The 24,339-nt window shown below is 70.2% G+C and carries 23 protein-coding genes; 12 read left to right on the top strand and 11 right to left on the bottom strand.

The window, feature by feature from the left end:
• Window positions 1–74: 74 nt before the first annotated feature.
• The gene (locus CEG14_RS20010) at window positions 75–1,160 is read left to right on the top strand and encodes a porin (RefSeq protein ID WP_094828127.1); all 1,086 of its coding nucleotides are present in this window, start codon (window positions 75–77) and stop codon (window positions 1,158–1,160) included.
• A gap of 173 nt (window positions 1,161–1,333) precedes the next feature.
• Here the strand turns inward: CEG14_RS20010 and CEG14_RS20005 are convergent, their stop codons facing one another.
• Window positions 1,334–2,350: a GlxA family transcriptional regulator gene (locus tag CEG14_RS20005; RefSeq protein ID WP_094828126.1), complete on the bottom strand. Its 1,017-nt coding sequence runs from the start codon at window positions 2,348–2,350 to the stop codon at window positions 1,334–1,336.
• 122 nt (window positions 2,351–2,472) lie between these two features.
• Between CEG14_RS20005 and CEG14_RS20000 the strand changes: the two genes are divergently transcribed.
• The gene (locus CEG14_RS20000; RefSeq protein WP_094828125.1) at window positions 2,473–3,276 is read left to right on the top strand and encodes an SDR family NAD(P)-dependent oxidoreductase; all 804 of its coding nucleotides are present in this window, start codon (window positions 2,473–2,475) and stop codon (window positions 3,274–3,276) included.
• A 52-nt stretch (window positions 3,277–3,328) separates the two neighbouring features.
• Here the strand turns inward: CEG14_RS20000 and CEG14_RS19995 are convergent, their stop codons facing one another.
• Window positions 3,329–4,132 carry an SDR family NAD(P)-dependent oxidoreductase gene (locus CEG14_RS19995; RefSeq protein ID WP_094828124.1) on the bottom strand — a complete coding sequence of 268 codons (804 nt, stop codon included), beginning with the start codon at window positions 4,130–4,132 and terminating at the stop codon, window positions 3,329–3,331.
• A gap of 137 nt (window positions 4,133–4,269) precedes the next feature.
• Here CEG14_RS19995 and CEG14_RS19990 point away from each other — a divergent pair, with 137 nt between their 5' ends.
• A complete protein-coding gene (locus CEG14_RS19990) occupies window positions 4,270–4,626 on the top strand; it encodes a DOPA 4,5-dioxygenase family protein (protein ID WP_094828123.1) in 357 nt (118 codons plus the stop codon).
• Window positions 4,627–4,772: 146 nt separating this feature from the next.
• Here CEG14_RS19990 and cynS read toward each other — a convergent pair whose 3' ends face one another.
• From cynS to CEG14_RS19955, 7 genes are all read right to left on the bottom strand, one after another.
• Entirely contained in the window at window positions 4,773–5,216 is a 444-nt protein-coding gene (gene cynS / locus CEG14_RS19985; RefSeq protein WP_094828303.1) for a cyanase, read from the bottom strand.
• Between the two features lie 35 nt (window positions 5,217–5,251).
• A complete protein-coding gene (locus CEG14_RS19980; RefSeq protein ID WP_094828122.1) occupies window positions 5,252–6,040 on the bottom strand; it encodes an ABC transporter ATP-binding protein in 789 nt (262 codons plus the stop codon).
• Between the two features lie 4 nt (window positions 6,041–6,044).
• Window positions 6,045–6,896 carry a nitrate ABC transporter permease gene (ntrB, locus tag CEG14_RS19975; protein ID WP_094828121.1) on the bottom strand — a complete coding sequence of 284 codons (852 nt, stop codon included), beginning with the start codon at window positions 6,894–6,896 and terminating at the stop codon, window positions 6,045–6,047.
• A complete protein-coding gene (locus tag CEG14_RS19970; protein WP_094828120.1) occupies window positions 6,893–8,248 on the bottom strand; it encodes a CmpA/NrtA family ABC transporter substrate-binding protein in 1,356 nt (451 codons plus the stop codon). Before CEG14_RS19970 ends, ntrB begins: the two co-directional genes overlap by 4 nt.
• A gap of 17 nt (window positions 8,249–8,265) precedes the next feature.
• Window positions 8,266–8,946 (bottom strand): DJ-1/PfpI family protein, encoded by a 681-nt coding sequence (locus tag CEG14_RS19965; RefSeq protein WP_094828119.1) that lies wholly within the window; start codon window positions 8,944–8,946, stop codon window positions 8,266–8,268.
• Window positions 8,947–9,087: 141 nt separating this feature from the next.
• Window positions 9,088–9,723, bottom strand: a complete 636-nt coding sequence (locus CEG14_RS19960) for a response regulator (RefSeq protein ID WP_094828118.1) — start codon at window positions 9,721–9,723, stop codon at window positions 9,088–9,090.
• Window positions 9,724–9,730: 7 nt separating this feature from the next.
• Window positions 9,731–10,891 carry a PAS domain-containing sensor histidine kinase gene (locus CEG14_RS19955; protein ID WP_094828302.1) on the bottom strand — a complete coding sequence of 387 codons (1,161 nt, stop codon included), beginning with the start codon at window positions 10,889–10,891 and terminating at the stop codon, window positions 9,731–9,733.
• Window positions 10,892–11,293: 402 nt separating this feature from the next.
• Between CEG14_RS19955 and CEG14_RS19950 the strand changes: the two genes are divergently transcribed.
• The 8 genes from CEG14_RS19950 to CEG14_RS19915 all read left to right on the top strand — a co-directional run bounded on the left by CEG14_RS19950 (window position 11,294) and on the right by CEG14_RS19915 (window position 20,860).
• Window positions 11,294–12,913: a methyl-accepting chemotaxis protein gene (locus CEG14_RS19950; protein WP_094828117.1), complete on the top strand. Its 1,620-nt coding sequence runs from the start codon at window positions 11,294–11,296 to the stop codon at window positions 12,911–12,913.
• Between the two features lie 26 nt (window positions 12,914–12,939).
• The gene (locus tag CEG14_RS19945) at window positions 12,940–13,458 is read left to right on the top strand and encodes a chemotaxis protein CheW (RefSeq protein WP_094828116.1); all 519 of its coding nucleotides are present in this window, start codon (window positions 12,940–12,942) and stop codon (window positions 13,456–13,458) included.
• Window positions 13,455–14,744 carry a CheR family methyltransferase gene (locus CEG14_RS19940; protein ID WP_094828115.1) on the top strand — a complete coding sequence of 430 codons (1,290 nt, stop codon included), beginning with the start codon at window positions 13,455–13,457 and terminating at the stop codon, window positions 14,742–14,744. Before CEG14_RS19945 ends, CEG14_RS19940 begins: the two co-directional genes overlap by 4 nt.
• The gene (locus CEG14_RS19935; RefSeq protein WP_094828114.1) at window positions 14,737–15,417 is read left to right on the top strand and encodes a chemotaxis protein CheW; all 681 of its coding nucleotides are present in this window, start codon (window positions 14,737–14,739) and stop codon (window positions 15,415–15,417) included. The genes CEG14_RS19940 and CEG14_RS19935 overlap by 8 nt, the downstream gene beginning before the upstream one ends.
• Window positions 15,414–17,753 (top strand): hybrid sensor histidine kinase/response regulator, encoded by a 2,340-nt coding sequence (locus CEG14_RS19930; protein WP_094828113.1) that lies wholly within the window; start codon window positions 15,414–15,416, stop codon window positions 17,751–17,753. The genes CEG14_RS19935 and CEG14_RS19930 overlap by 4 nt, the downstream gene beginning before the upstream one ends.
• Window positions 17,750–18,766 (top strand): chemotaxis response regulator protein-glutamate methylesterase, encoded by a 1,017-nt coding sequence (locus tag CEG14_RS19925; RefSeq protein ID WP_094828112.1) that lies wholly within the window; start codon window positions 17,750–17,752, stop codon window positions 18,764–18,766. Before CEG14_RS19930 ends, CEG14_RS19925 begins: the two co-directional genes overlap by 4 nt.
• A 33-nt stretch (window positions 18,767–18,799) precedes the next feature.
• Window positions 18,800–19,852: a response regulator gene (locus CEG14_RS19920; RefSeq protein WP_218831345.1), complete on the top strand. Its 1,053-nt coding sequence runs from the start codon at window positions 18,800–18,802 to the stop codon at window positions 19,850–19,852.
• Window positions 19,853–20,152: 300 nt separating this feature from the next.
• Complete coding sequence (locus CEG14_RS19915; RefSeq protein ID WP_094828111.1) at window positions 20,153–20,860, top strand: flagellar brake protein; 708 nt, start codon at window positions 20,153–20,155, stop codon at window positions 20,858–20,860.
• Here the strand turns inward: CEG14_RS19915 and CEG14_RS19910 are convergent, their stop codons facing one another.
• Both CEG14_RS19910 and CEG14_RS19905 read right to left on the bottom strand, forming a co-directional pair.
• On the bottom strand, window positions 20,861–21,073 hold the full coding sequence (locus tag CEG14_RS19910; protein ID WP_094828110.1) for a hypothetical protein: 213 nt from the start codon (window positions 21,071–21,073) through the stop codon (window positions 20,861–20,863).
• 170 nt (window positions 21,074–21,243) lie between these two features.
• The gene (locus CEG14_RS19905) at window positions 21,244–21,936 is read right to left on the bottom strand and encodes an aspartate/glutamate racemase family protein (RefSeq protein ID WP_094828109.1); all 693 of its coding nucleotides are present in this window, start codon (window positions 21,934–21,936) and stop codon (window positions 21,244–21,246) included.
• A 286-nt stretch (window positions 21,937–22,222) separates the two neighbouring features.
• Here CEG14_RS19905 and CEG14_RS19900 point away from each other — a divergent pair, with 286 nt between their 5' ends.
• On the top strand, window positions 22,223–24,310 hold the full coding sequence (locus CEG14_RS19900; protein ID WP_094828108.1) for a cation:proton antiporter: 2,088 nt from the start codon (window positions 22,223–22,225) through the stop codon (window positions 24,308–24,310).
• The last annotated feature ends 29 nt before the right edge of the window (window positions 24,311–24,339 follow it).

Below are 24,339 nucleotides of genomic sequence, written 5' to 3'. Positions count from 1 at the left end.
AGTCATGCGCGGCGGGCGCGACGCGAGGTCCGAGCCGTCGTGCGCATGGTTCCTCGACCAAAGGGAAATCTCCAATGAAAAAGTCTTTGCTTTGCGCCGCGATCCTTGCCGCCATGACCGGCTCCGCGCACGCGGCCACCGTCACCCTCTATGGCGTGATCGATACCGGCATCGGCTATCAGAAGATCACGGGCGAAGGTGTATCCCAATCGAAGTTCGGCATGGTGTCGGGCACGATCAGCGGTGGGCGCTGGGGGTTGCGCGGCACCGAAGACCTGGGCGACGGCCTGAGCGCGATCTTCGCGCTCGAAGCGGGCTTCAATCCGCTCAACGGCAAGCCCGGCCAGGGCCGCCGGGCCTTCGGCCGCAAGGCGCTGGTCGGGCTCAGCAGCCCGGATTGGGGCAAGATCGAGCTCGGCCGCCAGGACAACATCACCTCGCTCTACTTCGGTGACGTCGATCCGTTCGGCTGGGGCCAGTCCTGGTTCGGCGCGTCGTTCAGCTCGGCCAACTCGCGCTACGACAACATGGTGATGTACCAGAGCCCCAGCATCAACGGCTTCCAGTTCGGCGCCAACTATTCCTTCAACGTCGACGACAACAACATCGGCCAGTCGGGCTACGCCAACGCGGCCAACACCCGCGGCATCGGCGCCGCGCTCAAGTATTCCAACGGCCCCCTGTTTGCCGCGCTGGCCTACGAAGAGCTGCGCATGTCCGACAAGGTCACCGATCCCGCCACGCCCCGCGCGTGGAGCCTGGGCGCGGCCTATGACTTCGAGGTGATCAAGCTGGCGGCCGCCGTCGGCCAGACCCGCGACGGCTGGTTCGGCGGCCAGGGCATCAACATCTTCACCGGCAGCGGTCCCAAGAACTCGGTCGACTTCCCCGACACCCAGTCGCTCCCGGGGCTCAAGGTGACAGGCTACATGTTCGGCGGCAGCATGCCGGTGGGCGGCTCCGGCAAGCTGATGGCAACGTGGCAGCGCGCGGTGCCCAACGCCGGCGATGCCACGATGGACATGTACAGCCTTGGCTACAACTACGACATCTCCAAGCGCACCAATGTCTACGCCATGACCTCCTACGCGAAGAACTTCGCCTTCGAGGAGGGCCAGTCGAGTACGGTGGTGGTGGTCGGTCTGCGGCACCGCTTCTGATCCCGGCAAACCCCGCGCCTCACCGCGGGGTTTGTCTTTACCGCATTCGGGTGAGCGGGCTGGACGTCTTACCCGGCCACAGACGCGAAAAAAGCGGCCACCTCCCTAGCTCCACCTTCAGCCCGCTCTCCCGAGCCCGGTATCCCCGTCGCGCCACACGCTGGCGCGATGCCTCAGGGGCCGACACGGGCGCGCCGCGCGCCCACTTCCCGGCCTTCGCGCTGCGCGCGCCCTTCCTGCCCCTCGCGCCCCTCGCGCCGTTCGCGCCGCAGCACTTGCGGCGGCACGCCGAAGCCGCGCATGAACACCTCTCGCATGTGGCGCCGGTCACGAAAACCGGTTTCGCGCGCAACCACCTCGAGCGGATGACGGCTGCGTTCGATCATCAGGCGCGCCGCTTCCAGGCGCAGGCCTTCGATGGCGCGTGCGGGCGACTGGCCGGTCTCGGCGCTGAACACCCGGCTGAACTGGCGCGGGCTCAGGTTCGCCACCGCCGCGAGGTCTTCCACGCTCAGCGGCGCGGCCAGGTGCGCCCGCGCATGGTCGAGCGCGCGCTGGATGCGGTCCGACTTGGGCGCGAGCCGCAGCATCTCGGAATGCTGCGACTGGCCGCCCGAGCGCTGCTGGTGCATGACCAGGCGGTGCGCCACCGCGCGTGCCGCGTCGGCGCCGAGATCCTTCTCCACCATGCCCAGCGCCAGGTCCATGCCCGCCGTCATGCCGGCCGAGGTCCACATCGGCCCGTCGACGATGTAGATCGGATCCGGCTCGACCTGGATCGCCGGGTGGCGCGCCTGCATGGCGTCGGTATAGCCCCAGTGCGTGGTGGCGCGGCGGCCGTCGAGCAGGCCGGCCTCGGCCAGCAGCAGGCCGCCGGTGCACAGGCCGGCCACGCGCCGTGCGCGGGTCGCGGTGTGGCGCAGGAATGCCAGCAGTTCGGCCGAGGGCGGATGGGCGTACGGCGTGATGCTGCCGGTGACCATCCAGGTGTCGGCGCGGCTGCGCGACGACAGCGGGCGCGTCAGGATCGAGGTGCCCGAGGAGGAGCGGCGCTCGCCGCCGCCGGGCGACAGATTGTCGACCGCGTAGAACGGCTCGCCGTGCAGCATGTTGGCAAACTCGAACACGGCCTGCGTGCCCAGCGCCAGCATTTGAAAGCCGTCCGAGATGACATAGCCGATGCGGTGCATGGCACGATTCCTTGAGCGTTGTCCTGAATCACTACCTTATACGTCATTTGAGACATCCGCGCCGCGGTCCAGAATGGCTTCCATACCGCGGCGAGTCTCCGCCGCCCCTTCAAGGAACGACCATGAACACCGCCATCCCCCGCCTCGGCACCGCCCTCATCACCGGCGCCTCGTCCGGCATCGGCGCCCTGTACGCCGACCGCCTGGCCCGCCGTGGCCACGACCTGATCCTGGTGGCGCGCAACCGCGAACGCCTCAATGCGCTGGCGCAGTCGCTGTCGGCGCGCACCGGGCGCGCGGTCGAGGTGCTGGTGGCCGACCTCGGCACGCGCGACGGCGTGGCGCAGGTGGAGCGCAAGCTGCGCGAGGACGCCAGCATCAGCCTGCTCGTGAACAACGCCGGCATCGGCACGCACACGCCGCTGCTGGAAAGCGACGTGGACACGATGGAGCGCATGATCGCGCTCAACGTGACCGCGCTCACGCGCCTGAGCTATGCCGCGGTGCCGGCCTTCGTGGCGCGCGGCGCGGGCGCGCTCATCAATATCTCGTCCATCGTAAGCCTCGCGCCGGAGGTGCTCAACGGGGTGTACGGCGGTTCCAAGGCGTTCGTCACGGCGTTCAGCCAGTCGCTCAACCGCGAGCTGGACGGCACGGGCGTGCGGGTGCAGGCCGTGCTGCCGGGCGCCACGGCGACCGAGTTCTGGGCCAACGGCGGCCTGCCGGTCGAGAATCTCGACGCCCGCATCGTGATGCGCGCCGAAGACCTGGTGGACGCGGCCCTGCTCGGCTTCGACCGCGGCGAGCGCGTCACGATCCCGTCGCTGCACGACGCTTCGGCCTGGGAAGCCTACGAGTCGGCGCGCCAGGCCATGGCGACGCAGTTGTCCAGCAACACCGTGGCGGCCCGCTACGCGCCGGCCTGAATGCCCCGACGGACCCGGCCCGGCCTGGGCGCCGCATGCCGGGCCGCGCTGCTCAGCGCGACGGCCGGGTCTGCGTGAGGCCGGTGGGCGGGCCGTCGATGGCGGTCCAGCCGCCGTCCACCGCCAGGCTGCTGGCGCTGATGTAGCTGGCCGCGTCCGAGGCCAGGAAGGCCACGGCCGCGCCCACCTCGTGGGCCTCGCCCCAGCGGTTGAGCACCGTGTGGCCGGCGTAGGCACGATGGATCTCCGGCCTTTCCTTGAGCGGCGCGGTCAGCCGGGTTTCGATCACGCCCGGCATGACCGCGTTCACGCGCACGCCGAACGGGCCGGCCTCGGCGGCAAAGGCCTTGACCAGCTGCTCGATGCCGGCCTTGGTGGCGGCGTAGACGCCCAGGCCCGGCTCGATCGTGACGGCGCGCATCGACGAACACAGGATCAGGCTGCCCGCGCCCTGCGCCATCATGGGCCGGCCGAACGCGCGCATCACGCGGAAGGCGCCCTTGAGATTGAGGTCGACCACCTGGTCGAACTCGGCCTCGGTGGTGTCGACGATCAGCTTGCGGATGTTCAGCGCGGGCGTGGCCACGGCCACGTCGATGCGGCCGTGCTCGGCGAGCGCGCGCGCCGCGAGTGCCTCGATGGCGGCGCCGTCGGCGGCGTCGCAGACGGCCCAGGTGGCGGCGGCGCCGATCTGCGTGGCCGTGGCGCGCGCGCCGTCCTCGTCGCGGTCGGCGCACAGCACGCGCGCGCCCAGCTCGGCCAGCGCGAGCGCGCTGGCCTGGCCGATGCCGGATGCGGCGCCGAGGACGACGGCGATCCTGCCGTCGAGGCGAAAGCGGTCGGAGTAGAAGCTCATGATGTCGGGGCAAGGGACGGGGAAGGCCGCGAGCCTAGCGCGCCGGCATGACGCCCGCGCGACAGGCCGTGGCACCGTTGCGGGATAATGGGGCCCGGCGCCGCCACCAGCGGGCCCTCGAGCCTGGAACCACACGCATGAATCCTGACACCGAAATCGCCGCCGTGCAAAGCTGGCACGCCCACGTCTACTTCGATGGCGCCACGCGCGACGCCGCCTGGGCGCTGCGCGGGCGCATCGAGGCCGCGTTCGGCGCGCGCATCGAGATGGGGCGCTTCCATGAGCGGCCGGTCGGGCCGCATCCTTGCTGGAGCTACCAGGTCGCGTTCGCGCCGGCCGAGCTCGCCCCGCTCCTGACCTGGTTCGCGCTGCACCATGCGGGGCTGGACGTGTTCCTGCATCCCAACACGGGCGACGCGCTGCGCGACCACCGCGACCGCGCGGTATGGGTCGGCCGCAGCCACGTGCTGGCGCTGGACGCCTTCGGCGCCTGAGGCGGCGAAGGCCAGGTCGCCATCCGGTTGTCCGCGCAACCGGTTGCGGATCAGGGTAGATCCCGATCCTGGCGGTCCTCGGGGTGGCGGTCATCCGACCAACCCGGGTCGGCCCGCGCCGCCCGGGTTTGGCCGCCGGCGGCCGATCAGTAGGTCTTGTACGGCAGGAACTTGCCGCTCATCACGATCTGCACGCGGTCGCCCTTGGGGTCGGCCTCGCGCGAGAGGTCCATCTTGAAGTCGATGGCGCTCATGATGCCGTCGCCGAACTCCTCATGGATCAGCGCCTTGAACGTGGTGCCGTAGACGCTCACCAGTTCGTAGAAGCGGTAGATCAGCGGATCGGTCGGCACCGAGGTGGGCAGCGAGCCCTTGTAGGGCACGACCTGCAGCTGGATCACGGCGTCGGCCGGCAGGTCCAGGATGCGGGCGGCCGCCAGGGCCTGTTCCTCGGTCATGGTCATCTGGCCGAGCAGCGCGGCCGTGGTCCATTCCTTGCTCTGGCCGACTGCCTCGGCGATGGCGGGCCAGCTCAGCTTCTTCTCCAGCTTGCGGGTGACGACGAGTTCGGTGACTTCATTGCGGGTCATCATGGTGGGCTCCTTTGTCGGGGAAATGCCGGGGGTCAATGCGCGGCCTTGTCGACCAGGAAGTCGACCAGGTGGTTGCGAATCTCGTAGTAGCGCGGTTCGTGGTGCAGGCTGGCGCGGGTCCGGTCGCGCGGCAGGTCCACGTCCACCGCCTCGGCGATGCGGGCGTGCGGGCCGGCGCTCATGAGCAGGATGCGGTCGGACAGCAGGATGGCCTCGTCCACGTCGTGCGTGATCATGAAGACGGTCTGCTGCGTGGCGGCCACGATGCCGCGCAGCTCGTCCTGGATGGTGCCGCGCGTGAGCGCGTCGAGCGCGCCGAAGGGCTCGTCGAGCAGCAGCATCTTGGGCTGGATGGCGAAGGCGCGCGCAATGCCCACGCGCTGCTTCATGCCGCCCGAGAGTTCGCTCGGGCGTTTGTCGAGCGCCTGCTTCAGGCCCACCATCTCCAGGTAGCGCACGCTGTGCTCGCGCACCTGCTCGCGCGTCTTGTCCGGCCAGCGCGAGCGCACGCCGAACTCGACGTTCTGCAGCGCGGTCAGCCAGGGCAGCAGGGCGTGCGCCTGGAACACAACGCCGCGCTCGAGCGACGGCCCGGCGATCTCGCGGCCATCCATGATGACCACGCCGTCGCTGGCCTGGTCGATGCCGGCCAGGATGTTGAGGATGGTGGTCTTGCCGCAGCCGGAATGGCCGATCACGCAGACGAACTGGCCGCGTTCGATGCCGAAGTCGATCTGGTCGAACACCGGGGGCTGCGGCTTGCCGTTGCGGCCGGGGTAGTGCTTGGCCAGGCCCTGGACCTGCAGGAAGGGAGTGCGCATGGCGTCAGTCCTTGTAGCTCACGAGCCGCGCGGCGCGCGCCAGCACGGTGTCGAGCAGCATGCCGATCAGGCCGATGAAGAGAATGGCGCAGATGATGTTGCTGATCGACAGGTTGTTCCATTCGTTCCAGACGAAGTAGCCGATGCCGGTGCCGCCGATCAGCATCTCTGCGGCGACGATCACCAGCCAGGCGATCCCCACCGAGATCCGCATGCCGGTCATGATGGTGGGCGCGGCCGCGGGCAGCACCACCTGCAGCGCGGTGCGCAGCCGCGACACCTCCAGCGTGCGCGCCACGTTGAGCCAGTCCTGGCGCACCGAGCCCACGCCGAAGGCGGTGTTGACCAGCATGGGCCACAGCGAGCAGATGAAGATCACGAAGATGGCCGAGGTGTTGGCATCCTTGATGGTGTAGAGCGCGAGCGGCATCCAGGCCAGCGGCGAGATCGGCTTGAGCACCTGGATGTAGGGGTCGAAGGCGCGATACACCACCGGCGACATGCCGATCAGGAAGCCCAGCGGGATCGCCACCAGCGCCGCCAGCAGGAAGCCGGTGAGCACGCGCAGGATCGAGTGGCCCAGCTGCACGCCGATGCCCTTGTCGTTCGGCCCCCGGTCGTAGAACGGATCGCGCAGGTGCTGCCAGAGCTGCGCGCCCACCTCCGCCGGCCCCGGGAACGGCGTCTTCGCGCCGCTGGCGGCGGCGTTGCCGACCAGCGCCGCGTAGGCGGGATCCACCGTCGCGGTGCCGGCCTCCGGCCGTGTCGCGACGTGCCACACCGCCAGCAGCAGCAACAGCAGGCTCAGCGACAGGGCGGCGGCGCGGGCCCGCACGCGCGTAGCGACTGCGCTCATCCGCCCCTCCGGATCGCGAAGCTGGCGAGATACGCGTCGGGCTGGGTCGGATCGAAGGGCTTGCCCATGACCGAGAAGGCCTTGCTGGTGCCCTCGGGCGGCGTCAGGCCGGCCTCGCGCATCAGCCGCACCGCATCCGTGGCGAGGAACACCTCGCTCGCGACGCGGGCGTAGTCGATGTCGCCCTTGACCTGGCCCCAGCGCTTCATCTGCGTCAGGATCCAGACCGCGAACGACTGCCACGGCATGGGATCGAAGTCGATGCGCTCGGGCACCGTCAGCACGTTGCCCAGGCCGTCGGCGAAGGTGCCCGTCAGCACCTGTTCGACCACGGTCACGGGCTGGTTCAGGTAGTTCGGCGTGCTGATGGCCGCGGCGATCTCCTTGCGGTGCGCGGCCTGGCGCGCATAGGCCGTGGCCTCGATGATGGCCTTGAGCAGCGCCTGGTAGGTGTTCGGCATGCTGGTCACGAACTGCTTGCTGGCCGCGAACGCGCAGCAGGGGTGGCCGTCCCAGATCGCCTTCGACAGCGTATGGATGAAGCCCACGCCGTCGTACACGGCGCGCTGGTTGACCGGATCGGGCGCGAGAAAGCCGTCGATGTTGTCGGCGCGCAGGTTGGCCACCATCTCGGGCGGCGGCACCGAGCGGATCTGCACGTCGGTATCCGGGTCGAGGCCGTGCTCGGCCAGGTAGTAGCGCAGCAGATAGTTGTGCATCGAATAGTCGAACGGCACCGCCAGGCGGAAGCCCTTCCACATCTTCGGATCGCGCTTGTCCTTGTGCTTGACCGACAGCGTGATGGCCTGGCCGTTGATGTTCTCCACGGCCGGCATGGTCCAGGGCACGGCGCTGCTGGTGCCCGAGCCCAGCGTGATGGCCAGCGGCATGGGCGAGAGCATGTGGGCCGCGTCGTACTCGCCCGACATGGCCTTGTCGCGGATCAGCGCCCAGCCGGCGGTCTTCACCACCTCCACGTCCAGGCCCTGCTTGGCATAGAAGCCCATGGGGTGCGCCATGATGATGGGCGTGGCGCAGGTGATCGGAATGAAGCCGACCTTGAGCTTCTGCTTCTCGAGCGGGCCGACCGACTGTGCGAAGGCCTCCTTGGCCGCGGCGAGCGGGAACAGCGCGGCCACGGCGGCCATCGCGGTGCCGGAGCCCACGGCGCGCAGGAAGCGGCGGCGCAACACATCGTCCGGGAACAGCGCGCGCATCACGGCGCCTTCCACCGCGCGGTCGCTCAGCGCGTCGCCGGCGAGCGCCCGGTCGTGGTCGTCCTGGCTGGCATGGCGGCCGCAGGCGCAGCCCAGGCGGGCGCGGGCATCGAAGGGATTGCGAAACAGAGACATGGCGGGCTCCGGTCGGATCAGAGGGGTTGCGGGAGAGGGTGCGCAGGCGTGGCGTATTCCACGTCTTCGCGGTAGAGCGCGTGGGCGACGCGGTAGTCCAGCACGCGGGCCACTTCGTCGATGAGGCCTTCCGGGTAGCCCGCGCGGCGCAGCAGGTGCAGGCCCAGGTCGGTGCCGGCCGCGGGGCCGGCCGAGCTGATGAGGCGGCCGCTGTCGACCAGCCGGGCCCGCCGTGTGCGGCAGCCCGGCGCCAGCATCTCGAGTCGCTCGATCGGCGCGCAGCCCAGGTGCGAGGCCTCGAGGCGGTCGGGCTCCTTGCGGCTGGTGGCGCTCTGGCCGTCGAGCAGTCCCATGGCGGCGTAGACCCACGCGCCCGAGCCGGTGCTGGCCAGCAGGCAGGTCTCGGGCAGCGCGGCGATGTAGCCGTGCAGCTTGCGGTTGTGCATCTGCTGGCGCGCGCCGGCGCCGCCGGGCACCAGCAGGGCGTCGATCGCGGGCGCGTCGCCGAGCGCGTAACCCGGCATCAGCGTCAGGCCGCTCGCGGTGCTGACCGGCTGCAGGGTGTCGGCGATCACGCACACCTCGATCTCCGGATCGAAGCGCCGCGCGACCGACAGCACGCCATGCGGCGCGGCATAGTCGAGCACTTCGGCGTCGCGATACACGTACACGCCGAGGCGAAAGCCCGCGATTCTCATCCTGTCCGGTCTCCGGTATTGGGTCGGTACGAGGATGATGCGGCGGGCGGGCGGGGGCGCCTATCCCGGATTCAGTGATATGGCTGTAGTGGCGCCACTACGCGGTGCGGCGCCTGCGCCGTGGTGGTGCGTGGCGCGTGCTCACGCACCCAGTCGGTGCTCGTGGGCGTAGGTCACGAGCTCGACCAGCGAGCGCACGCCGAGCTTGTCGAAGATGCGGGCGCGGTAGGTGGAGATGGTGTTGGCCGACAGCGAGAGCTGTTCGCCGATGGCGGAGACGGTCTTGCCGGCCACCAGCAGCTGCAGCACCTGGAACTCGCGGTCGGACAGGCCGGCATGGGGCGCCTGCGCGCCGTCCTGGCGCACGTTGTGCGCGAGCAGCTCGGCCACGGCCGGCGTGATGTAGGGCCGGCCCTGGGCGGCGTTCACCAGCGCGCCGATCAGCGCCTCGGGATCGACGCCCTTGTTGAGATAGGCCTGCGCGCCGGCGCGCAGCGCACGCACGGCGAACTGCGCTTCGGGATACACCGACAGCATCACGACGCCGAGCTTCGGGTACTCGGCGCGCACGGTCTTGAGCAGGTCCAGGCCGTCGCGCTCGCCCAGCGCCACGTCCAGCACCATTGCGTCGTAGTGGGCGCCGCGCAGCGCCTTCAGCGCCGTGGGGCCGTCGGCGGCCTCGTCGGCCCGTGCGATGCGGCTGTCTTCCGCCAGCAGGCGCGACAGGCCGCGGCGGATGATGAGGTGGTCGTCGACGATCAGGACGTGCAGGCTCATGGTGGACTCAGTCGTTCAGGACGGCCAGGCCGGGCCCGGCGATCTGCAGGCAGGCGCGCGTGCCGGCGCCGGGCGCGCTGTCGAAGGCCAGCGTGGCGCCGATGGCGCGCGCGCGTTCGCGCATGCCGAGGATGCCGAAGGACTGGCCCGCGGCGGGCTGCGGCGGCAGGCCCGCGCCGTCGTCCTCCACCGTGATCTCCAGCAGGTCGGCGCGCACCGCGATGGCCAGCGTGACCTGGGTGGCGCGGGCATGGCGCTGCACATTGGTCAGCAGCTCCTGCGCGATGCGGTAGACCTCGATCTCCGCCGAGCGGCCCAGCCGCACCCGTTCGGCGGCGGGCGGGCACAGATAGCGGCAGGCCAGCTCGCCGCGCGACTGCACGTCCTGCAGCAGGGCCTCGAGCGCCGCCCACAGGCCGAGGTGGTCGAGCACCACCGGGCGCAGATCGTTGAGGATGCGGCGGGTCGCGCCCATCGCGCTGGTGGTCAGCGCGATCATGCGCGCCAGGTGCTGTTGCAGGGCGGGCTCGGCCGGCAGGCGCCGCGCCAGCCAGTTCAGGTCCAGCTGCAGGGCCGTGAACGAGGCGCCCAGGTCGTCGTGGATGTTGCGCGCGATGTGGGCGCGCTCTTCCTCGCGCAGGGTGCTCAGGTGGGCGCTGAGCCGGCGCAGCGTGTCGTGCGTGCGGGTGAGTTCGGCGGTGCGTTCCTCGACCCGGCGCTCGAGCAGGGCGTGGGTGGCCTGCAGCTCGCGCTCGATGCGCTTGCGCGCGGAGATGTCGGCGAAGGTCACCACGGCGCCCACCACCTGGTCGTTGTCGCGGATCGGGTAGGAGGCGTATTCGGCCGGGAAGCTGCTGCCGTCGCGCCGCCACAGCACCTCGTCGTCGACCTGCACCCCCTGGCCCTCGCGAAAGGCCTGGAAGATGCGGCAGTCGTGCACCGGCATCAACTGCGCGTCGGGGTGGGAATGATGGATCAGATAGTGCATGTTGCGCCCGATCACCTCGTCGGGCGTGTAGCCGAGCAGGGCGGCGCCGGCGCCATTGATGAAGATGCAGCGCCCGCGCAGGTCGATGCCGTAGATGCCCGAGCCGGCCGATTCCAGCAGCATCTCGAGCTGCCGCCGCCAGGCCGCGTGGTGCGACAGGTGATTCAGATCCGCGAACATGCCTTGCCCCATGGCGCGATCCCAGGGCAACGCGGACGGCCGCAGCGGCAGGCGCCGGCGGCCGTCTCTTCCCCATGAAATCGTTGGTTGTCGGCCACGTCGTGCGCGCGGCTCTGGCCGAAGTGTATCGGGCGGGTGGCGCCCTGTCAGCGCAGGGTTTGCACCGAATCGGCGGCGTCGACCGCGGCCGCGCGCCGGCGCCGCAGGGAACGGGAGAGGGGGCGCGGGCGCCGCCAACCGCGCCGTTGTGTTTATTTCACACTATGAAATTCGCGACGCTTTGCGCCCAGGCGGCTGTGTTATTTTTCGCGCCAATCTTGCAAAGCACTGCAATAATCGTGACGTAGGCGGGGACCATCGTGGCCCCGCCCGTCCGCCGTCGCTCCCTAAGGCCCGCCCACTATGAAGAACTTCACGCTGCGTCAGCGCATCATGGCCAGCTTCCTGGTCATTCTGGCCATCATGACGCTCATGGTCGTGGTCGATTACCGGCGACTGTTGCATATCGAGAGCGAAGCCGAGCTGATCAACAGCGACGCCGTGCCCGGCATCTACTACAGCACTTCGGTGCGGGCGGCCTGGTTCGCCGGCTTCGTGCTGGTGCAGGACGCCTATGTGCAGGAGACCGAGGCCGAGCGGCGCGCCGGCCTGGTGGGGCTGCCCCAGAGCGACAAGGCGCTCGACGATCTCGAGCTGGCCTACGCCAAGACGGTGATGCGCGACGACGACCGCAAGCTGTTCGACGATTTCCAGAAGGCGCTGGCCGACTACATGCGCATCCGCGCCACGCTGCTCACGCCCGAGATGCTGGCCAATCCGGATCTCGCGCGCCAGCAGATCCGCACGCAGCTGCGCCCGGCCTTCTACGTGGGCCGCGACATCCTGGCCAAGATGGTGGCCGAGAACAAGAAGCAGGCCGATGAGTCGGCGCTGGGCATCCAGGCGGCCGTGGCCGAGGCCAAGGTGGGGATGATCACCTCGCTCAGCCTGGCGATCGCCGCCGCCCTGATCTGTGGCCTGCTGCTGATGCGCGCCATCGTCAACCCGATGCGCACCATCGTGGGCACGCTCGAGACCACCGGCAGCGGCGACCTGAGCCGGCGCCTGAAGCTGGCGCGGCGCGACGAATTCAACATGATCGAGACCGGCTTCAACGGCATGGTCGACGAGCTCACCGGCCTGGTCGGCAAGACCCAGCGCTCGGCCGTGCAGGTCGCGACCTCGGTCACCGAGATCGCCGCCACGTCCAAGCAACAGCAGGCGACCGCCTCCGAGGTGGCCGCCACCACGACCGAGATCGGCGCGACCTCGCGCGAGATCTCGGCCACCTCGCGCGACCTGGTGCGCACCATGACCGAGGTGTCGGGCGCGGCCGAGCAGACCGCCTCGCTGGCCGGCAGCGGCCAGGTGGGCCTGGCGCGCATGGAAGACACGATGCGCAACGTGGTCGACGCGGCCGGCTCGGTCAATGCCAAGCTCGCCGTGCTCAACGAGAAGGCCGGCAACATCACGCAGGTCGTGACCACCATCAACAAGGTGGCCGACCAGACCAACCTGCTGTCGCTCAACGCCGCCATCGAGGCGGAGAAGGCGGGCGAGTACGGCCGCGGCTTCGTGGTCGTGGCGACCGAGATCCGCCGCCTGGCCGACCAGACCGCGGTGGCGACCTACGACATCGAGCAGATGGTGCGCGAGATCCAGTCGTCGGTGTCGGCCGGCGTCATGGGCATGGACAAGTTCTCCGAGGAAGTGCGCCGCGGCATGAGCGAGATGCAGCAGGTCGGCGACCAGCTCACGCAGATCATCCAGCAGGTGCAGACGCTTGCGCCGCGGGTACAGATGGTCAACGAGGGCATGCAGGCCCAGGCCACCGGCGCCGAACAGATCAACCAGGCCCTGCAGCAGCTCAGCGACGCGGCCCAGCAGACCGTCGAGTCGCTGCGCCAGTCCAGCCTCGCGATCGATGACCTGACGCTGGTGGCGAACGACCTGCGCAGCGGCGTGTCGCGCTTCAAGGTGTGACCCCGCAGCCCGCGACCCGCACACCCATGGCCAACCTGCCCGCCGCCGCGCCGCCCACCAGCCATATCGGCGGGCGCCGGCTCTATCTGCTGTTTCGCATCGGCGGCGATCGCTACGCCCTGGAGGCGCGCGACATCCTGGCGGTGCGGCCGCTGGTGCCGTTCAAGGCGATTCCGGGCGCGCCGGCCTGGGTGGCCGGCGTGTTCGAGCATGACGGCACCCCGGTGCCGGTGGTGGACGTGAGCGCGCTGGCCGGCGCCGGCGCCGCGCCGCGCCTGACCAGCACGCGGCTGGCGCTGGCGCGCTACAACCCGGACCCCGGCGGCCCGACCCAGGTGCTGGGCCTGCTGCTCGCGGGCGCGACCGAGACCGCGCACTTCGATCCCTCGGCCTTCCAGCCCAGTGGCGTGCACCAGGAGGCCGCGCGCTATCTCGGTCCCGTCATCAGCGATGCGCTGGGCATGGTGCAGAAGGTCTATGTGCAGGATCTGCTGACCGACGAGGCGCGCGCCATGCTGTTCGCGCCGGCCGGGGAGGGCGCATGAACCTGCTGCCCGAATTCAGCGCCCTGCTCAAGCGCGAGATCGGCCTGGACACGGGCTCGGTGGGCCAGGCGGCCGTCGAGCGCGCCGTGCGCCTGCGCCAGGGCGCCTGCGGCCTGGCCGACGAGCATGCCTACTGGCGTCACGTGCAGGTGTCGCCGGCCGAACGGCAGCAGCTGGTCGAAGCCGTGGTGGTGCCGGAAACCTGGTTCTTCCGCTATCCCGAATCGCTCTCGACCCTGGTGGACCTGGCCCGCGCGCGCCAGCTGGCGGCCGGCGGCGAGGTGCTGCTGCGGGTGCTCAGCATTCCCTGCTCGACCGGCGAGGAGCCCTATTCCATCGCCATGGCCCTTAACGATGCGGGCGTGCCGCCGCAGCAGTTTTCGATCGATGCGATCGACATCAGCGAGCGCGCGCTCGACGTGGCGCGCGCCGCGCGCTATGGCCGCAACTCCTTCCGCGGCGACGACCTGTCGTTCCGCGACCGGCATTTTCGCGAAGAGGACGGGCTCTATGCGCTGTCGCCCGCGATCCAGCGCAGCGCGCGGCTGATGGCGGGCAATCTGTTCGATGCGACGCTGTTGCGCGATCAACCGCCCTATGACTTCGTGTTCTGCCGCAACCTGCTGATCTATTTCGACGGCGCCACCCAGGATCGCGCGATCCAGGTGCTGGCCCGCCTGACCCGCCCCGACGGGGTGATGTTCGTCGGGCCCGCCGAGGCGAGCCTGCTGACCGCGCGCAGCTACGTCGCGGTGCCGGTGCCGCGCGCGTTCGCATTCCGGCCGGCGCGCAAGGAGGCCGCGAACGCGGCTCGACCTGACGCGGCCCGGCCTGATTCGGCCCGACCGACCGCGAGCCGTGCCGCCGCCCCGGCCTGGCAGCCGTCGCGCCTGCCCACGGCGCGTTCCGCGCCCGCCGCCGCGCGCATGCGTGCCGCGGCACCGCTCTCGCCGGCCCCGGCCGTGGAGGCGGCGGCGCAGGCCGGTCTGGCCGTGGTCGAGAAGCTGGCCAACCTGGGCCGCCTGGACGACGCGCTGGCGCTGTGTGCGCGCCACATCGAGACTCACGGCGGCAGCGTCGCGGCCTTCCATCTGTGCGGCCTGCTGCACGATGCGGCGGGCCGTCCGCGCGACGCCGAGGCCGCCTACCGCAAGGTGCTGTACCTGGACCCGCGTCATCGCGAGGCGCTGCTGCATCTCGCGGCCCTGGTGGCGGCGCGCGGCGATGCCGAGGGCGCGGCGCGCCTGCAGGACCGCGCGCAGCGTGCGGGAGGCCAGCATGGTTGAACGGCCGATCCTGCGCGACGAGGTCGACGATTGCTGGAACCGCATCGGCATCCATGGCGACCACAGCTGCGAGCGGCTGCGCGAGCACGTGCACTGCCGCAACTGCGCGATCTATGCCGCCGCGGCGCGGCAGCTGCTCGACCGCATCCCGCTGCAGGCGGCGGCGCGGCCGCACGAGCCGGGCCGCGATGATCCGCTGTGGCATGCCACCGACGAACGCGCCCTGATGGTGGTGGTGTTCCGCGTGGCGCGCGAGTGGCTGGCGCTGCCGTCGCGCGCGCTGTCGGAGGTCGCGTCGCCGCGGCCCATCCATGGCCTGCCGCATCGGCGCGACCGCGCCGTGCTGGGCCTGACCAATGTGCGCGGCAACCTCACGGTCTGTGTGTCGCTGGTGCGGCTGCTCGAGCTGGAGCAGGCGCCGGCGACCGGCGTGCGCGAGCGCGCCGAGGCCCGCATGCTGGTGTTCGGCGGCCAGGATCGCAAGCTGGTGCTGCCGGTGGACGAGGTCTCGGGCATGCACAGCGTGTCCGCGACCGCGCTGGAGGCGCTGCCCAGCACGGTGGCGCAGGCGCCGCTGAAGTATTCGCGCGGCGTGATCCGCGTCGATGGCCGGGCCGTGGGCCTGCTCGATGACAGCCTGCTCGCCCAGGCCCTGGAAAGGAGCCTGGCGTGAACCCCGATCAGATGCGCGACGCGTCGCTGCTGGAGCTGTTCCAGATCGAGACCCGCACCCAGGTGCAGGTGCTCAACAACGGGCTGCTGGCGCTGGAGCAGGACCCCGTCTCGTCGCATCATCTCGAGGCGTGCATGCGGGCGGCCCATTCGCTCAAGGGCGCCGCGCGCATCGTCGACCTGCATCCCGCGGTGCGCATCGCGCACGCGATGGAAGATTGCCTGGTGGCGGCGCAGCAGGGCCGGCTGCGGCTGAGCCCCACGGATATCGACGCGCTGCTGGCCGGCGCCGACCTGTTGCAGCGCGTGGCCGAGCCCGGCGCCGACCTCGACGCCGAGATCGACGTGCTGGTGGCGCGCCTGAGCGCCCAGCCGGAGGGCGTGAGCACGCCGCCGCCCGCGCCGCGCGTGCCGGCCGCCGCAGCGCCGCCCCGGCCGGACCCGCAGCCGCTGGGCGCGCCTATGCCCGCGCCGGTGCCCGCGCCCTTGCAGGCGCCCTTGCAGGCGCCCTTGCACACATCGACCGCCGCGCCCGCGGACGCGGCGATACCCTCGCGCCGCAGCGGCGACCAGCCCGAACGCACCGAGCGCAACGCCGACGGCGAGCGCGTGCTGCGCGTCACCGCCGACACGCTCAACCAATTGCTGGGCCTGTCGAGCCAGACCCTGGTCGAGTCACACTGGATGGGGCCGTTCTCGGCATCGATGCTGCGCCTGAAGCGCCTGCAGGCCCAGGCCGGCCGCGCGCTCGAGATGGTGCAGGGCGCGAGCGACGCCGCCGTGGCCCAGGCCGCGCTGCAGGACGCGACGCGCCTGCTGCAGCAGTGCCAGCACGAGCTCGCCGAGCGCGTGAGCGAGGTCGACGACTTCGGCTGGCGCATGTCGCACCTCGCGCAACGGCTCTACGACACGGCGCTGGCCTGCCGCATGCGGCCGTTCGGCGACGGGCTGGGCGGCATGGCGCGCATGGTGCGCGACCTGGGCCGCTCGCTCGGCAAGCAGGTGCGGCTGGAGATCCGCGGCGAGGCGACCGAGGTCGATCGCGACATCATGGAAAAGCTCGATGCGCCGCTGATGCAGCTGTTGCGCAACGCGGTCGACCACGGCATCGAGTCGGCCGCGGACCGCGCCGCCGCCGGCAAGCCGGCCGAGGGCGTGATCACGCTGTCGGCGCGCCACAGCGCCGGCATGCTGTTGATCGAGATCGCCGACGACGGCGCCGGCATCGACCTGGGCCGGCTGCGCCGCGAGGTGGTGGAACGCAAGCTCACCACCGCCGAGACGGCGGAGCGCCTGAGCGAGGCCGAGCTGCTGGAATTCCTGTTCCTGTCGGGCTTCTCCACGCGTACGGCGGTGACCGAGATCTCGGGCCGCGGCGTGGGGCTGGACGTGGTACAGACCATGGCACGCAAGTTGCGGGGCACGGTGCGCGTGCACACCACGCTCGGGCAGGGCACCCGCTTCGTGCTGGAGATGCCGCTCTCGCTGTCGGTGGTGCGCAGTCTGCTGGTGGAGATCGGCGGCGAGATCTATGCCTTTCCGCTCGCCTACGTGTCGTACGCGTTGCAGGTGCCGGCGGCCGAAATCGAGCAGCTCGAGGGACATCAGCATTTCCGCTTCCAGGAGCGCCAGGTCGGCCTGGTGTCGGCGCGGCAGTTGCTGCGCTACGACGGTCCGCCGCCCGCGGGCGACGAGGTGCCGGTGGTGGTGCTGGGCGACCATGACCACCTCTATGGCGTCACGGTCGACCGCTACATCGGCGAGCGCACGCTGGTGGTGCAGCCGCTCGACCCGCGCCTGGGCAAGGTGCAGGACGTCATGGCCGGTTCGCTCATGGACGACGGCACGCCGCTCCTGATCCTCGACGTCGAGGATCTGCTGCACTCCGTGCAGAAGCTCATCGACGGCGGCGGGCTGGCCCGCGTCGAGCACCAGGGCCCGGCCCAGGTGGTGTCGCGGCGCAAGCGGGTGCTGGTGGTCGACGACTCATTGACGGTGCGCGAGTTGGAGCGCAAGCTCTTGCTGAACCGGGGTTACGATGTAGCAGTTGCTGTCGACGGCATGGATGGATGGAACATGCTGCGCAGCGAGCCGTTCGATCTGGTGGTCACCGACGTCGACATGCCGCGCATGGATGGCATCGAGCTGGTTTCACGGATCAAGGCAGATCCGCAGTTGCAGGTTCTGCCGGTGATGGTCGTTTCTTATAAAGATCGCGAGGAGGATCGGCGCCGCGGGCTGGATGCGGGCGCCGATTACTACCTGGCCAAGGGCAGCTTTCATGACGACGCCCTGCTGGACGCCGTCGCAGACCTGATCGGGAACGCTGGATCGTGAGAATAGCGATCGTCAATGATATGCCGCTGGCCGTCGAGACCCTGCGGCGCGCCTTGTCGCTCGAACCTGATTTTTCCATCGCCTGGGTCGCCACGGACGGCGCGCAGGCCGTGGCGCACAGCGCCACCGACCGGCCCGACGTGATCCTCATGGATCTGCTCATGCCGGTCATGGACGGGGTCGAGGCCACGCGCCGCATCATGGCCGAAAGCCCCTGTGCCATCGTCATCGTCACCTCCGACATGACGCGCAACACCTCGGGCGTGTTCGATGCCATGGGTCACGGCGCGCTCGACGCCGTCGATACGCCGGTGCTCGGCGGGGCCGACCTGCGCGAGGCGGCGCAGCCGCTGCTGCGCAAGATCCGCAACATCGGCTGGCTGATCGGCCGCTACGGCAAGCGCAGCCGCCCCAACCTGGCGCCGGTGTCGACCGACACGGGGCCGGCAGGGCCGCAGCGCATGGTCGTGATCGGCGCGTCCGCGGGCGGCCCGCCCAGCCTGGCGCGCCTGCTGTCGGCGCTGCCCGCCACGTATCCGGCGGCTGTCGTGCTGGTGCAGCACGTCGATGCGATATTCGCGGCCGGCATGGCGAGCTGGCTCAACGACCAGGTCGCGCTGCCGGTGCGGCTCGCGGCCAATGGCGACGTGCCGACGGCCGGCGAAGTGCTGCTGGCCGGTACCGACGACCATCTGGTCATGCACGAAGACGGGCGGCTGGCGTACACGCGCGAGCCGCGCGAGAGCCTTTACCGGCCCTCGATCGATGTTTTTTTCCACAGCGTGGCGCGGCACTGGCGCGGCGCGGTGGTGGGAGTGCTGCTGACCGGCATGGGTCAGGATGGCGCGCGGGGCCTGAAGGCGCTGCGCGATCGGGGGTGTCTCACGATCGCGCAGGACCAGGCGACCAGCGCCGTGTATGGCATGCCGAAGGCAGCGGCGGCATTGGGCGCCGCGCAGGAAATCAGGCCCTTGGATGCGATCGCGCCGAGATTGATCCAGGCCTTTGCCTGAGCGCGCCGACTCAAGTATTGAAGGAAACAGACTATGTACCCTCCTAACGACGATCGACCCGAGCAGGTGGTGTTGCAGCCGCATGCCGCGATGGTGTTGTTGGTGGATGACCAGGTCATGGTGGGTGAAGCGATCCGGCGCGCGCTGTCGTCGGAGCCCAACATCGACTTTCACTATTGCTCCGACCCGCACGAAGCGCTGCAGGTTGCGATCCAGACCCGCCCCACCGTGATCCTGCAGGACCTGGTGCTGCCCGGCGTCGACGGCCTCACGCTGGTGCAGGCCTACCGCTCGCATCCGGTCACGCGCGACATCCCGATCATCGTGCTGTCCACCAAGGAAGATCCCGAGATCAAGAGCGCGGCGTTCAGCGCCGGCGCCAACGATTACCTGGTCAAGCTGCCCGACACGATCGAGCTGGTGGCACGGCTGCGCTACCACTCGCGCTCCTACCTGGCGATGGTCCAGCGCGACGAGGCCTACCAGGCGCTGCGCCAGAGCCAGCAGCAGCTGCTCGAAAGCAACATGGAGCTGCGCCGTCTCACCAACTCCGACGGCCTCACGGGGCTGGGCAATCGCCGCTACCTCGACGAATACCTCGGCGCCGAGTGGGCCCGTGCCGCGCGCGACAACCGCGAGATCAGCCTGCTGATGATCGACGTGGACCACTTCAAGGCCTACAACGACATCTACGGCCACATCGCCGGCGACGAGGCGCTCAAGCGCGTGGCCGGCACCATCTTCAGCTGCTGCGACCGCTCCACCGACCTGGCCGCGCGTTTCGGCGGCGAGGAGTTCGCGCTGGTGCTGCCGGGCAAGTCGGCCGGCGCCACGCGCCTGATCGCCGAGAAGCTGCGCCGCGCGGTCGAGGGCATGCAGCTGCCGCACGCGGGCGGCAGCGGCCAGTGGCTCACCATCAGCGTGGGGGCCGCCACCGTCACCCCCGACGGCTCCCGGCCCAGCACCGACCTGATCCAGGTGGCCGACCGCGGGCTCTACCAGGCCAAGCGCCAGGGCCGCAATCGGGTGGTCCAGGGCGACCCCGGAACGGGCACCGAGGCCGCGCCCGCGCCGGCCACCAACTGAGCCCGGGCGCGCCGGCCCCGATCCGCGGGCCGGCCGCCGCGCCGATATCGCAGGCGCGCAGCGCGGGCGGCCCCGCCCGCGCAACTCGGACATGAAACATTCGCGCGATATGTTGCATATTCGCGCCCGAATTGTGCGCAAACGCGCGTCGATGCCTACCGGCGCCGCGCGCTCAGGTGTAAACTCTCGTAAATTCGCAGTGAATTTGTAACTATTCACGGGCATGCTGACAGCGCCCGGACCCCTCGGTCCGCCAGAGCTGACTTTGCGCGCTACACCTCCTCATACGCAGCCACGGCCATGGACCAAGAAGACTACCTGGTGACGACTCCTCTCGAGATCGCGCACCTCATGCTCACCATCATGCAGCGCGCGGCGCTGGTGTTCGTCCATGTGCCCGGCCGGCCGATCAACAGCGTGACCTCGGTGCTGGCGGTCGACGCCCAGCGGGGCCTGCTGGTGCTCGACGCCGCCCAGGAAAGCGCCATCAACGAGCGCATCGCCGCCGGCGACAAGGTCTCGTTCGAAACCTCGCTCGAAAACATCCGCGTGGCGTTCAGCGGCCGCAATGTGCGGGTCAGCGAATACGACGGCCGTCCCGCCCTGGTGATGCCGCTGCCGGAATCCGTGTCGCGCATGCAGCGCCGCGATTCGTTCCGCATCGAGGTGCCGGTGCTCAAGCCCGCGACCTGGTCGATGGCCGGCCGCCGCCTGACCCTCTCGCTCAAAGACATCTCCTCCACCGGCCTGGCGCTGGTCGACGACGAACAGGCGCTCGACACGACGCCCGGCGGCGACTTCGAAGGCGTGTTGAGCCTGCCGGAGATCGGCGCGTTCGCCATTACGCTGCGCGTGGTCCATCACCACGACCACGAAGCCAGCAAGGGCAAGATGCTGCGCCGGATCGGCTGCTCCTACGTCAACCTCGAAGGCCCGACGCGCATCCGCATCCAGGCTTACGTGAACAATCTCCAGCGCGAGATGATCGCGCGCCAGCGCGGCAACTGATCAGGCGCCCGCCGGCGTCACGCCGGTTGCATACTCGTTCACCACGGCGATGAACTGCTCGGCGGTGAACGGGCAATCCAGCTGCTGCGACAGCGCCGCCATGGCGGCGGCCGCTTCGGGCAGCGCCAGCTTGGTCGAGGCCAGCCACTGCGCCGCCAGGGTGCTGTCGGTGGCGGCCAACTGGCACAGCTTCAACACATTTTCCTTGCTCATCGTGGACTCTCCTCCGGGGGGCTGCGGGCACGCGCGCGTCTCGGGCGCGATGACGTGCCGATAGCAATGCGTGACAAACGCGCCGGATGAGTTCCATCCGGCCCCGGGCGCGGGGGCGGAATTCAGGGGAAACCCTGGGCCGGGCCGGTGTGCCCGGCCGCGCCGCCGCCTCAGCGGTAGGCCCGGCGCAGCGCCGCGCGCGCCAGCAGGCGCGTGGAGTCGAGCGTGGGCATGCCGCAATTGGTGTCGTCGAGCACCAGCGGCAGCTCCGTGCAGGCCAGCGCGATGGCGTCGCAGCCATCGAGCCGGAACTGCGCGGCGATCTTGCACAGCCGGTCGATCGACAGGGAGCGCTGCTGGCCGCGCACGAGTTCGTCCATGATGATGCGGCCGATGAGCTCGCGCGTGTCGGGGTCGGGCAGCACGCACTGCAGGCCGCGCGCGGACAGCGCGGCAGGGTAGACGTCGCTCTCGGTCAGCCAGCGCGTGCCCATCACCGCGATGCGGCGCAGGCCGTTCTGTGCGGCGTGGCGCGCCACCTCGTCGGCGATGTGCAGCCAGGGCAGCGGCGACCGGTTTTCGATGCGCGGCAGGGCCCGGTGGATGGTGTTGTCGGGGCAGATCAGGAATTCGGCGCCCGCCTCGGTGAGGTGGCGCGCGGAAGACAGCATCAGCTCGCCCACGCCGTCGAGGTCGTCCGCCTGCAGGCATTCGACATAGGCGCCCAGCGAATGACCGTGCAGCAGGATCTCGGGATGATCGTAGGGACGTCCGCCGAAGGATGCGGCCTCGGCGCAGAGGGTGCGATAGCACAGGGCGGCGCCTTCGGCGGAACAGGCAACGATACCGATACGCAAGGGCATGGGGATCTCCGGCGAGCGGGCGCCGCGCGCCCAGGACTCCACTATAGGGCACCGCGCCCGATTGGCGCGCATTTGACCTCGATCAAGGCCGCGGCACGGCCCGCTCACTACTATGGTTCTGCCGCGGCTTTCCCCCGAACCGGTCGCGGCAATTCGCAATAGGAACCTCGAGTTGGCCCCGGGCTCACGCCCGGGGCACTTTTTTTTCGGCGCGCCGCCGCCGGAAGCCGCGCGGGCCCTGGCGTATAGTGACGAGCGACATCCTCATCCGGTCCGAATCACAGAGATGCTCGCGAACACCTTGCTGCTGCTGGCCAGCCTGCTGGCCATCATCGCCGCCGTGCAGGCCGTCTCCACCCGCCTCGTCATCCCCGAGTCCAGCCTGCTGTGCCTGGTCGGCGTGGCGCTGGCCTCGTTGTATGCGGGCGCAACTTTCGCGCTGCCCGAGATGGGCCGGCTGTTCTTCGATCCGCTGATCTCGCCCAAGCTGCCGGCCGAGGCCTATCTCTGGGTGTTCCTGCCGCCGCTGTTGTTCCAGGCCGCGCTCTCGGTCAATGTGCGTGAACTCGCCTCCGATGTGGCGCCGGTGCTGCTGCTGGCCGTGGTGGCCGTGTTCGTCTCCACCGTCGTGGTGGGCCTGTCGGTCGCGTGGCTCGGTGCCGGCGGCCTCGCGGTGGGCCTGCTGCTCGGCGCGGTGATCGCAACGACCGACCCGTCGGCCGTGATCGCGATCTTCCGCGAGGTCGGCGCGCCGGCGCGGCTCACGCGGCTGGTCGAGGGCGAGAGCCTGCTCAACGACGCGGCCGCGATCGCGATCTCCGGCGTGCTGCTGGCCTACCTCACCGGCAATGCCGCCACGGCCACGCCGCTGGCGGGCCTCACGCAGCTTGCCGTGTCCTTCTTCGGCGGCCTGCTGTTCGGTGCGCTGGTCGGCCGGGTCGCGGCCGGACTGTTTCCGTACCTGGGCGGTGGCGGCAACGCCGAGGTGGCGCTGTCGCTGGCCTTGCCCTATCCGGTGTACCTGATCGCCGACCAGTACCTCGGCGTGTCCGGCGTGGTGGCGGTGGTGGCCACGGGCCTGATGATCAGCGGCATGGGCCCGACGCGCCTGAAGCCGGCGCTGTGGGGCCACCTGCGCATCATCTGGGACCAGATCGCCGCCATCGCGGGCGCGGCCGTCTATCTGCTCGCGGCGGTGCGCATTCCGTATCTGCTGGATGGCGCCACGCTATGGGACCTGGCCCTGCTGCCCGTGGTGGTGGCGGCGGCGCTGGGCGCGCGCATGCTGGTGCTGTACGGCCTGTTTCCGCTGCTGAGCCGCCTGCGGCTGGCCGAGCCGGTGAGCGCCGCCTACAAGCTGGCGATCGCGTGGGGCGGCCTGCGCGGCGCGGTCACGCTGGTGCTGGCGCTCGGCATCGCGGAAGACACCGCGCTGCCCGAGCGCGCGCGCCACTTCGTGGCCATCCTCGCCACCGGCTTCGTGCTGTTCAGCCTGTTCGTGAATGGCTCGACCCTGCGTCGCGTGATCCAGGCATTGGGCCTGACGCAGCTTTCGGCGCAGGACCAGGCGCTGCAGCAGCAGGCGCTCAAGTTGTCGGCGCGCGACGTGGCCGATGCCGTGCGCGCGGCGGCCGCGGCCTTCAAGATTCCGCCCGAGACCGCGGCCTCCGTGAACGCCGAATACGAGCGCGACGTGAGCGCCAGCGCGGTGCAGCTCGACCTCGACGCGGCGGTCTCGGAAAAGGAGCGGGTGACGATCGGGCTGGTGGCGCTGGCCACCAAGGAGCGCGACCTGATCCCGCAGTACGGCGACGGCATCGTGACCATCTCGAACCTGGACCACATGATGCGCAACGCCGGCCTGATGGTCGACGCGGCGCGCGTGGAAGGGCGGCTGGGCTACAACCGCGCCGCGCGCCGCATCCTGGAGCCGCACCTGCTCGATCGGCTCGCCGACACGCTGCACGAGCGCTACGGTTTCGATGCTCTGCTGGTCTATCGCCTGGCCAACCGCTTCGAGCTGCTGGTGTGCCGGCGTGCGGTGCTGGAGCAGCTGCGCAGCTATCTGCGCGTGAGCCTGCTGCCCATGCTGGGCGAGCGGCTGGCCAATCTGCTGGACACGGTGCTGCAGGCGCGCATCGATTCGGTGACGGCGGTGCTCGACGAGATGCGCGCGCGGCACGGCCATTACACCGTGGTGCTGGAGCGGCGCCTGCTGATGCTGTATGCCCTGCGCAGCGGGCGCGAGAGCATGGCCGCCATGATGGCGGATCGCAGCATCACCAAGGAAGTCTACGACTGGATGATGCGCGAACTCGACCGGGCCTGGCGCGCCGGCGTGAAGCGGCCGCGCCTGCTGCGCGGCAAGGGCTAGAAAGCCACACGCCGCGCGGGGACGACCCG

This window comes from Bordetella genomosp. 1 (assembly GCF_002261335.1).
Classification (GTDB): domain Bacteria; phylum Pseudomonadota; class Gammaproteobacteria; order Burkholderiales; family Burkholderiaceae_B; genus Bordetella.
This window is presented reverse-complemented; position numbering and strand designations above follow the sequence as displayed.

Coding starts and splice junctions, on each gene's coding strand:
- CEG14_RS19995 (WP_094828124.1), bottom strand. CDS start 4,132: ATGAGCTTCTACTCCGACCGCTTTCGCCTCGACGGCAGGATCGCCGTC.
- CEG14_RS19970 (WP_094828120.1), bottom strand. CDS start 8,248: ATGTCTCTGTTTCGCAATCCCTTCGATGCCCGCGCCCGCCTGGGCTGC.
- CEG14_RS19905 (WP_094828109.1), bottom strand. CDS start 21,936: ATGCCCTTGCGTATCGGTATCGTTGCCTGTTCCGCCGAAGGCGCCGCC.
- CEG14_RS19900 (WP_094828108.1), top strand. CDS start 22,223: ATGCTCGCGAACACCTTGCTGCTGCTGGCCAGCCTGCTGGCCATCATC.
- CEG14_RS19990 (WP_094828123.1), top strand. CDS start 4,270: ATGAATCCTGACACCGAAATCGCCGCCGTGCAAAGCTGGCACGCCCAC.
- CEG14_RS20010 (WP_094828127.1), top strand. CDS start 75: ATGAAAAAGTCTTTGCTTTGCGCCGCGATCCTTGCCGCCATGACCGGC.
- CEG14_RS19915 (WP_094828111.1), top strand. CDS start 20,153: ATGGACCAAGAAGACTACCTGGTGACGACTCCTCTCGAGATCGCGCAC.
- CEG14_RS19980 (WP_094828122.1), bottom strand. CDS start 6,040: ATGCGCACTCCCTTCCTGCAGGTCCAGGGCCTGGCCAAGCACTACCCC.
- CEG14_RS19910 (WP_094828110.1), bottom strand. CDS start 21,073: ATGAGCAAGGAAAATGTGTTGAAGCTGTGCCAGTTGGCCGCCACCGAC.
- CEG14_RS20000 (WP_094828125.1), top strand. CDS start 2,473: ATGAACACCGCCATCCCCCGCCTCGGCACCGCCCTCATCACCGGCGCC.
- CEG14_RS19960 (WP_094828118.1), bottom strand. CDS start 9,723: ATGAGCCTGCACGTCCTGATCGTCGACGACCACCTCATCATCCGCCGC.
- CEG14_RS19940 (WP_094828115.1), top strand. CDS start 13,455: ATGAACCTGCTGCCCGAATTCAGCGCCCTGCTCAAGCGCGAGATCGGC.
- ntrB (WP_094828121.1), bottom strand. CDS start 6,896: ATGAGCGCAGTCGCTACGCGCGTGCGGGCCCGCGCCGCCGCCCTGTCG.
- CEG14_RS20005 (WP_094828126.1), bottom strand. CDS start 2,350: ATGCACCGCATCGGCTATGTCATCTCGGACGGCTTTCAAATGCTGGCG.
- CEG14_RS19950 (WP_094828117.1), top strand. CDS start 11,294: ATGAAGAACTTCACGCTGCGTCAGCGCATCATGGCCAGCTTCCTGGTC.
- CEG14_RS19965 (WP_094828119.1), bottom strand. CDS start 8,946: ATGAGAATCGCGGGCTTTCGCCTCGGCGTGTACGTGTATCGCGACGCC.
- CEG14_RS19955 (WP_094828302.1), bottom strand. CDS start 10,891: ATGTTCGCGGATCTGAATCACCTGTCGCACCACGCGGCCTGGCGGCGG.
- CEG14_RS19945 (WP_094828116.1), top strand. CDS start 12,940: ATGGCCAACCTGCCCGCCGCCGCGCCGCCCACCAGCCATATCGGCGGG.
- CEG14_RS19935 (WP_094828114.1), top strand. CDS start 14,737: ATGGTTGAACGGCCGATCCTGCGCGACGAGGTCGACGATTGCTGGAAC.
- cynS (WP_094828303.1), bottom strand. CDS start 5,216: ATGACCCGCAATGAAGTCACCGAACTCGTCGTCACCCGCAAGCTGGAG.
- CEG14_RS19920 (WP_218831345.1), top strand. CDS start 18,800: ATGTACCCTCCTAACGACGATCGACCCGAGCAGGTGGTGTTGCAGCCG.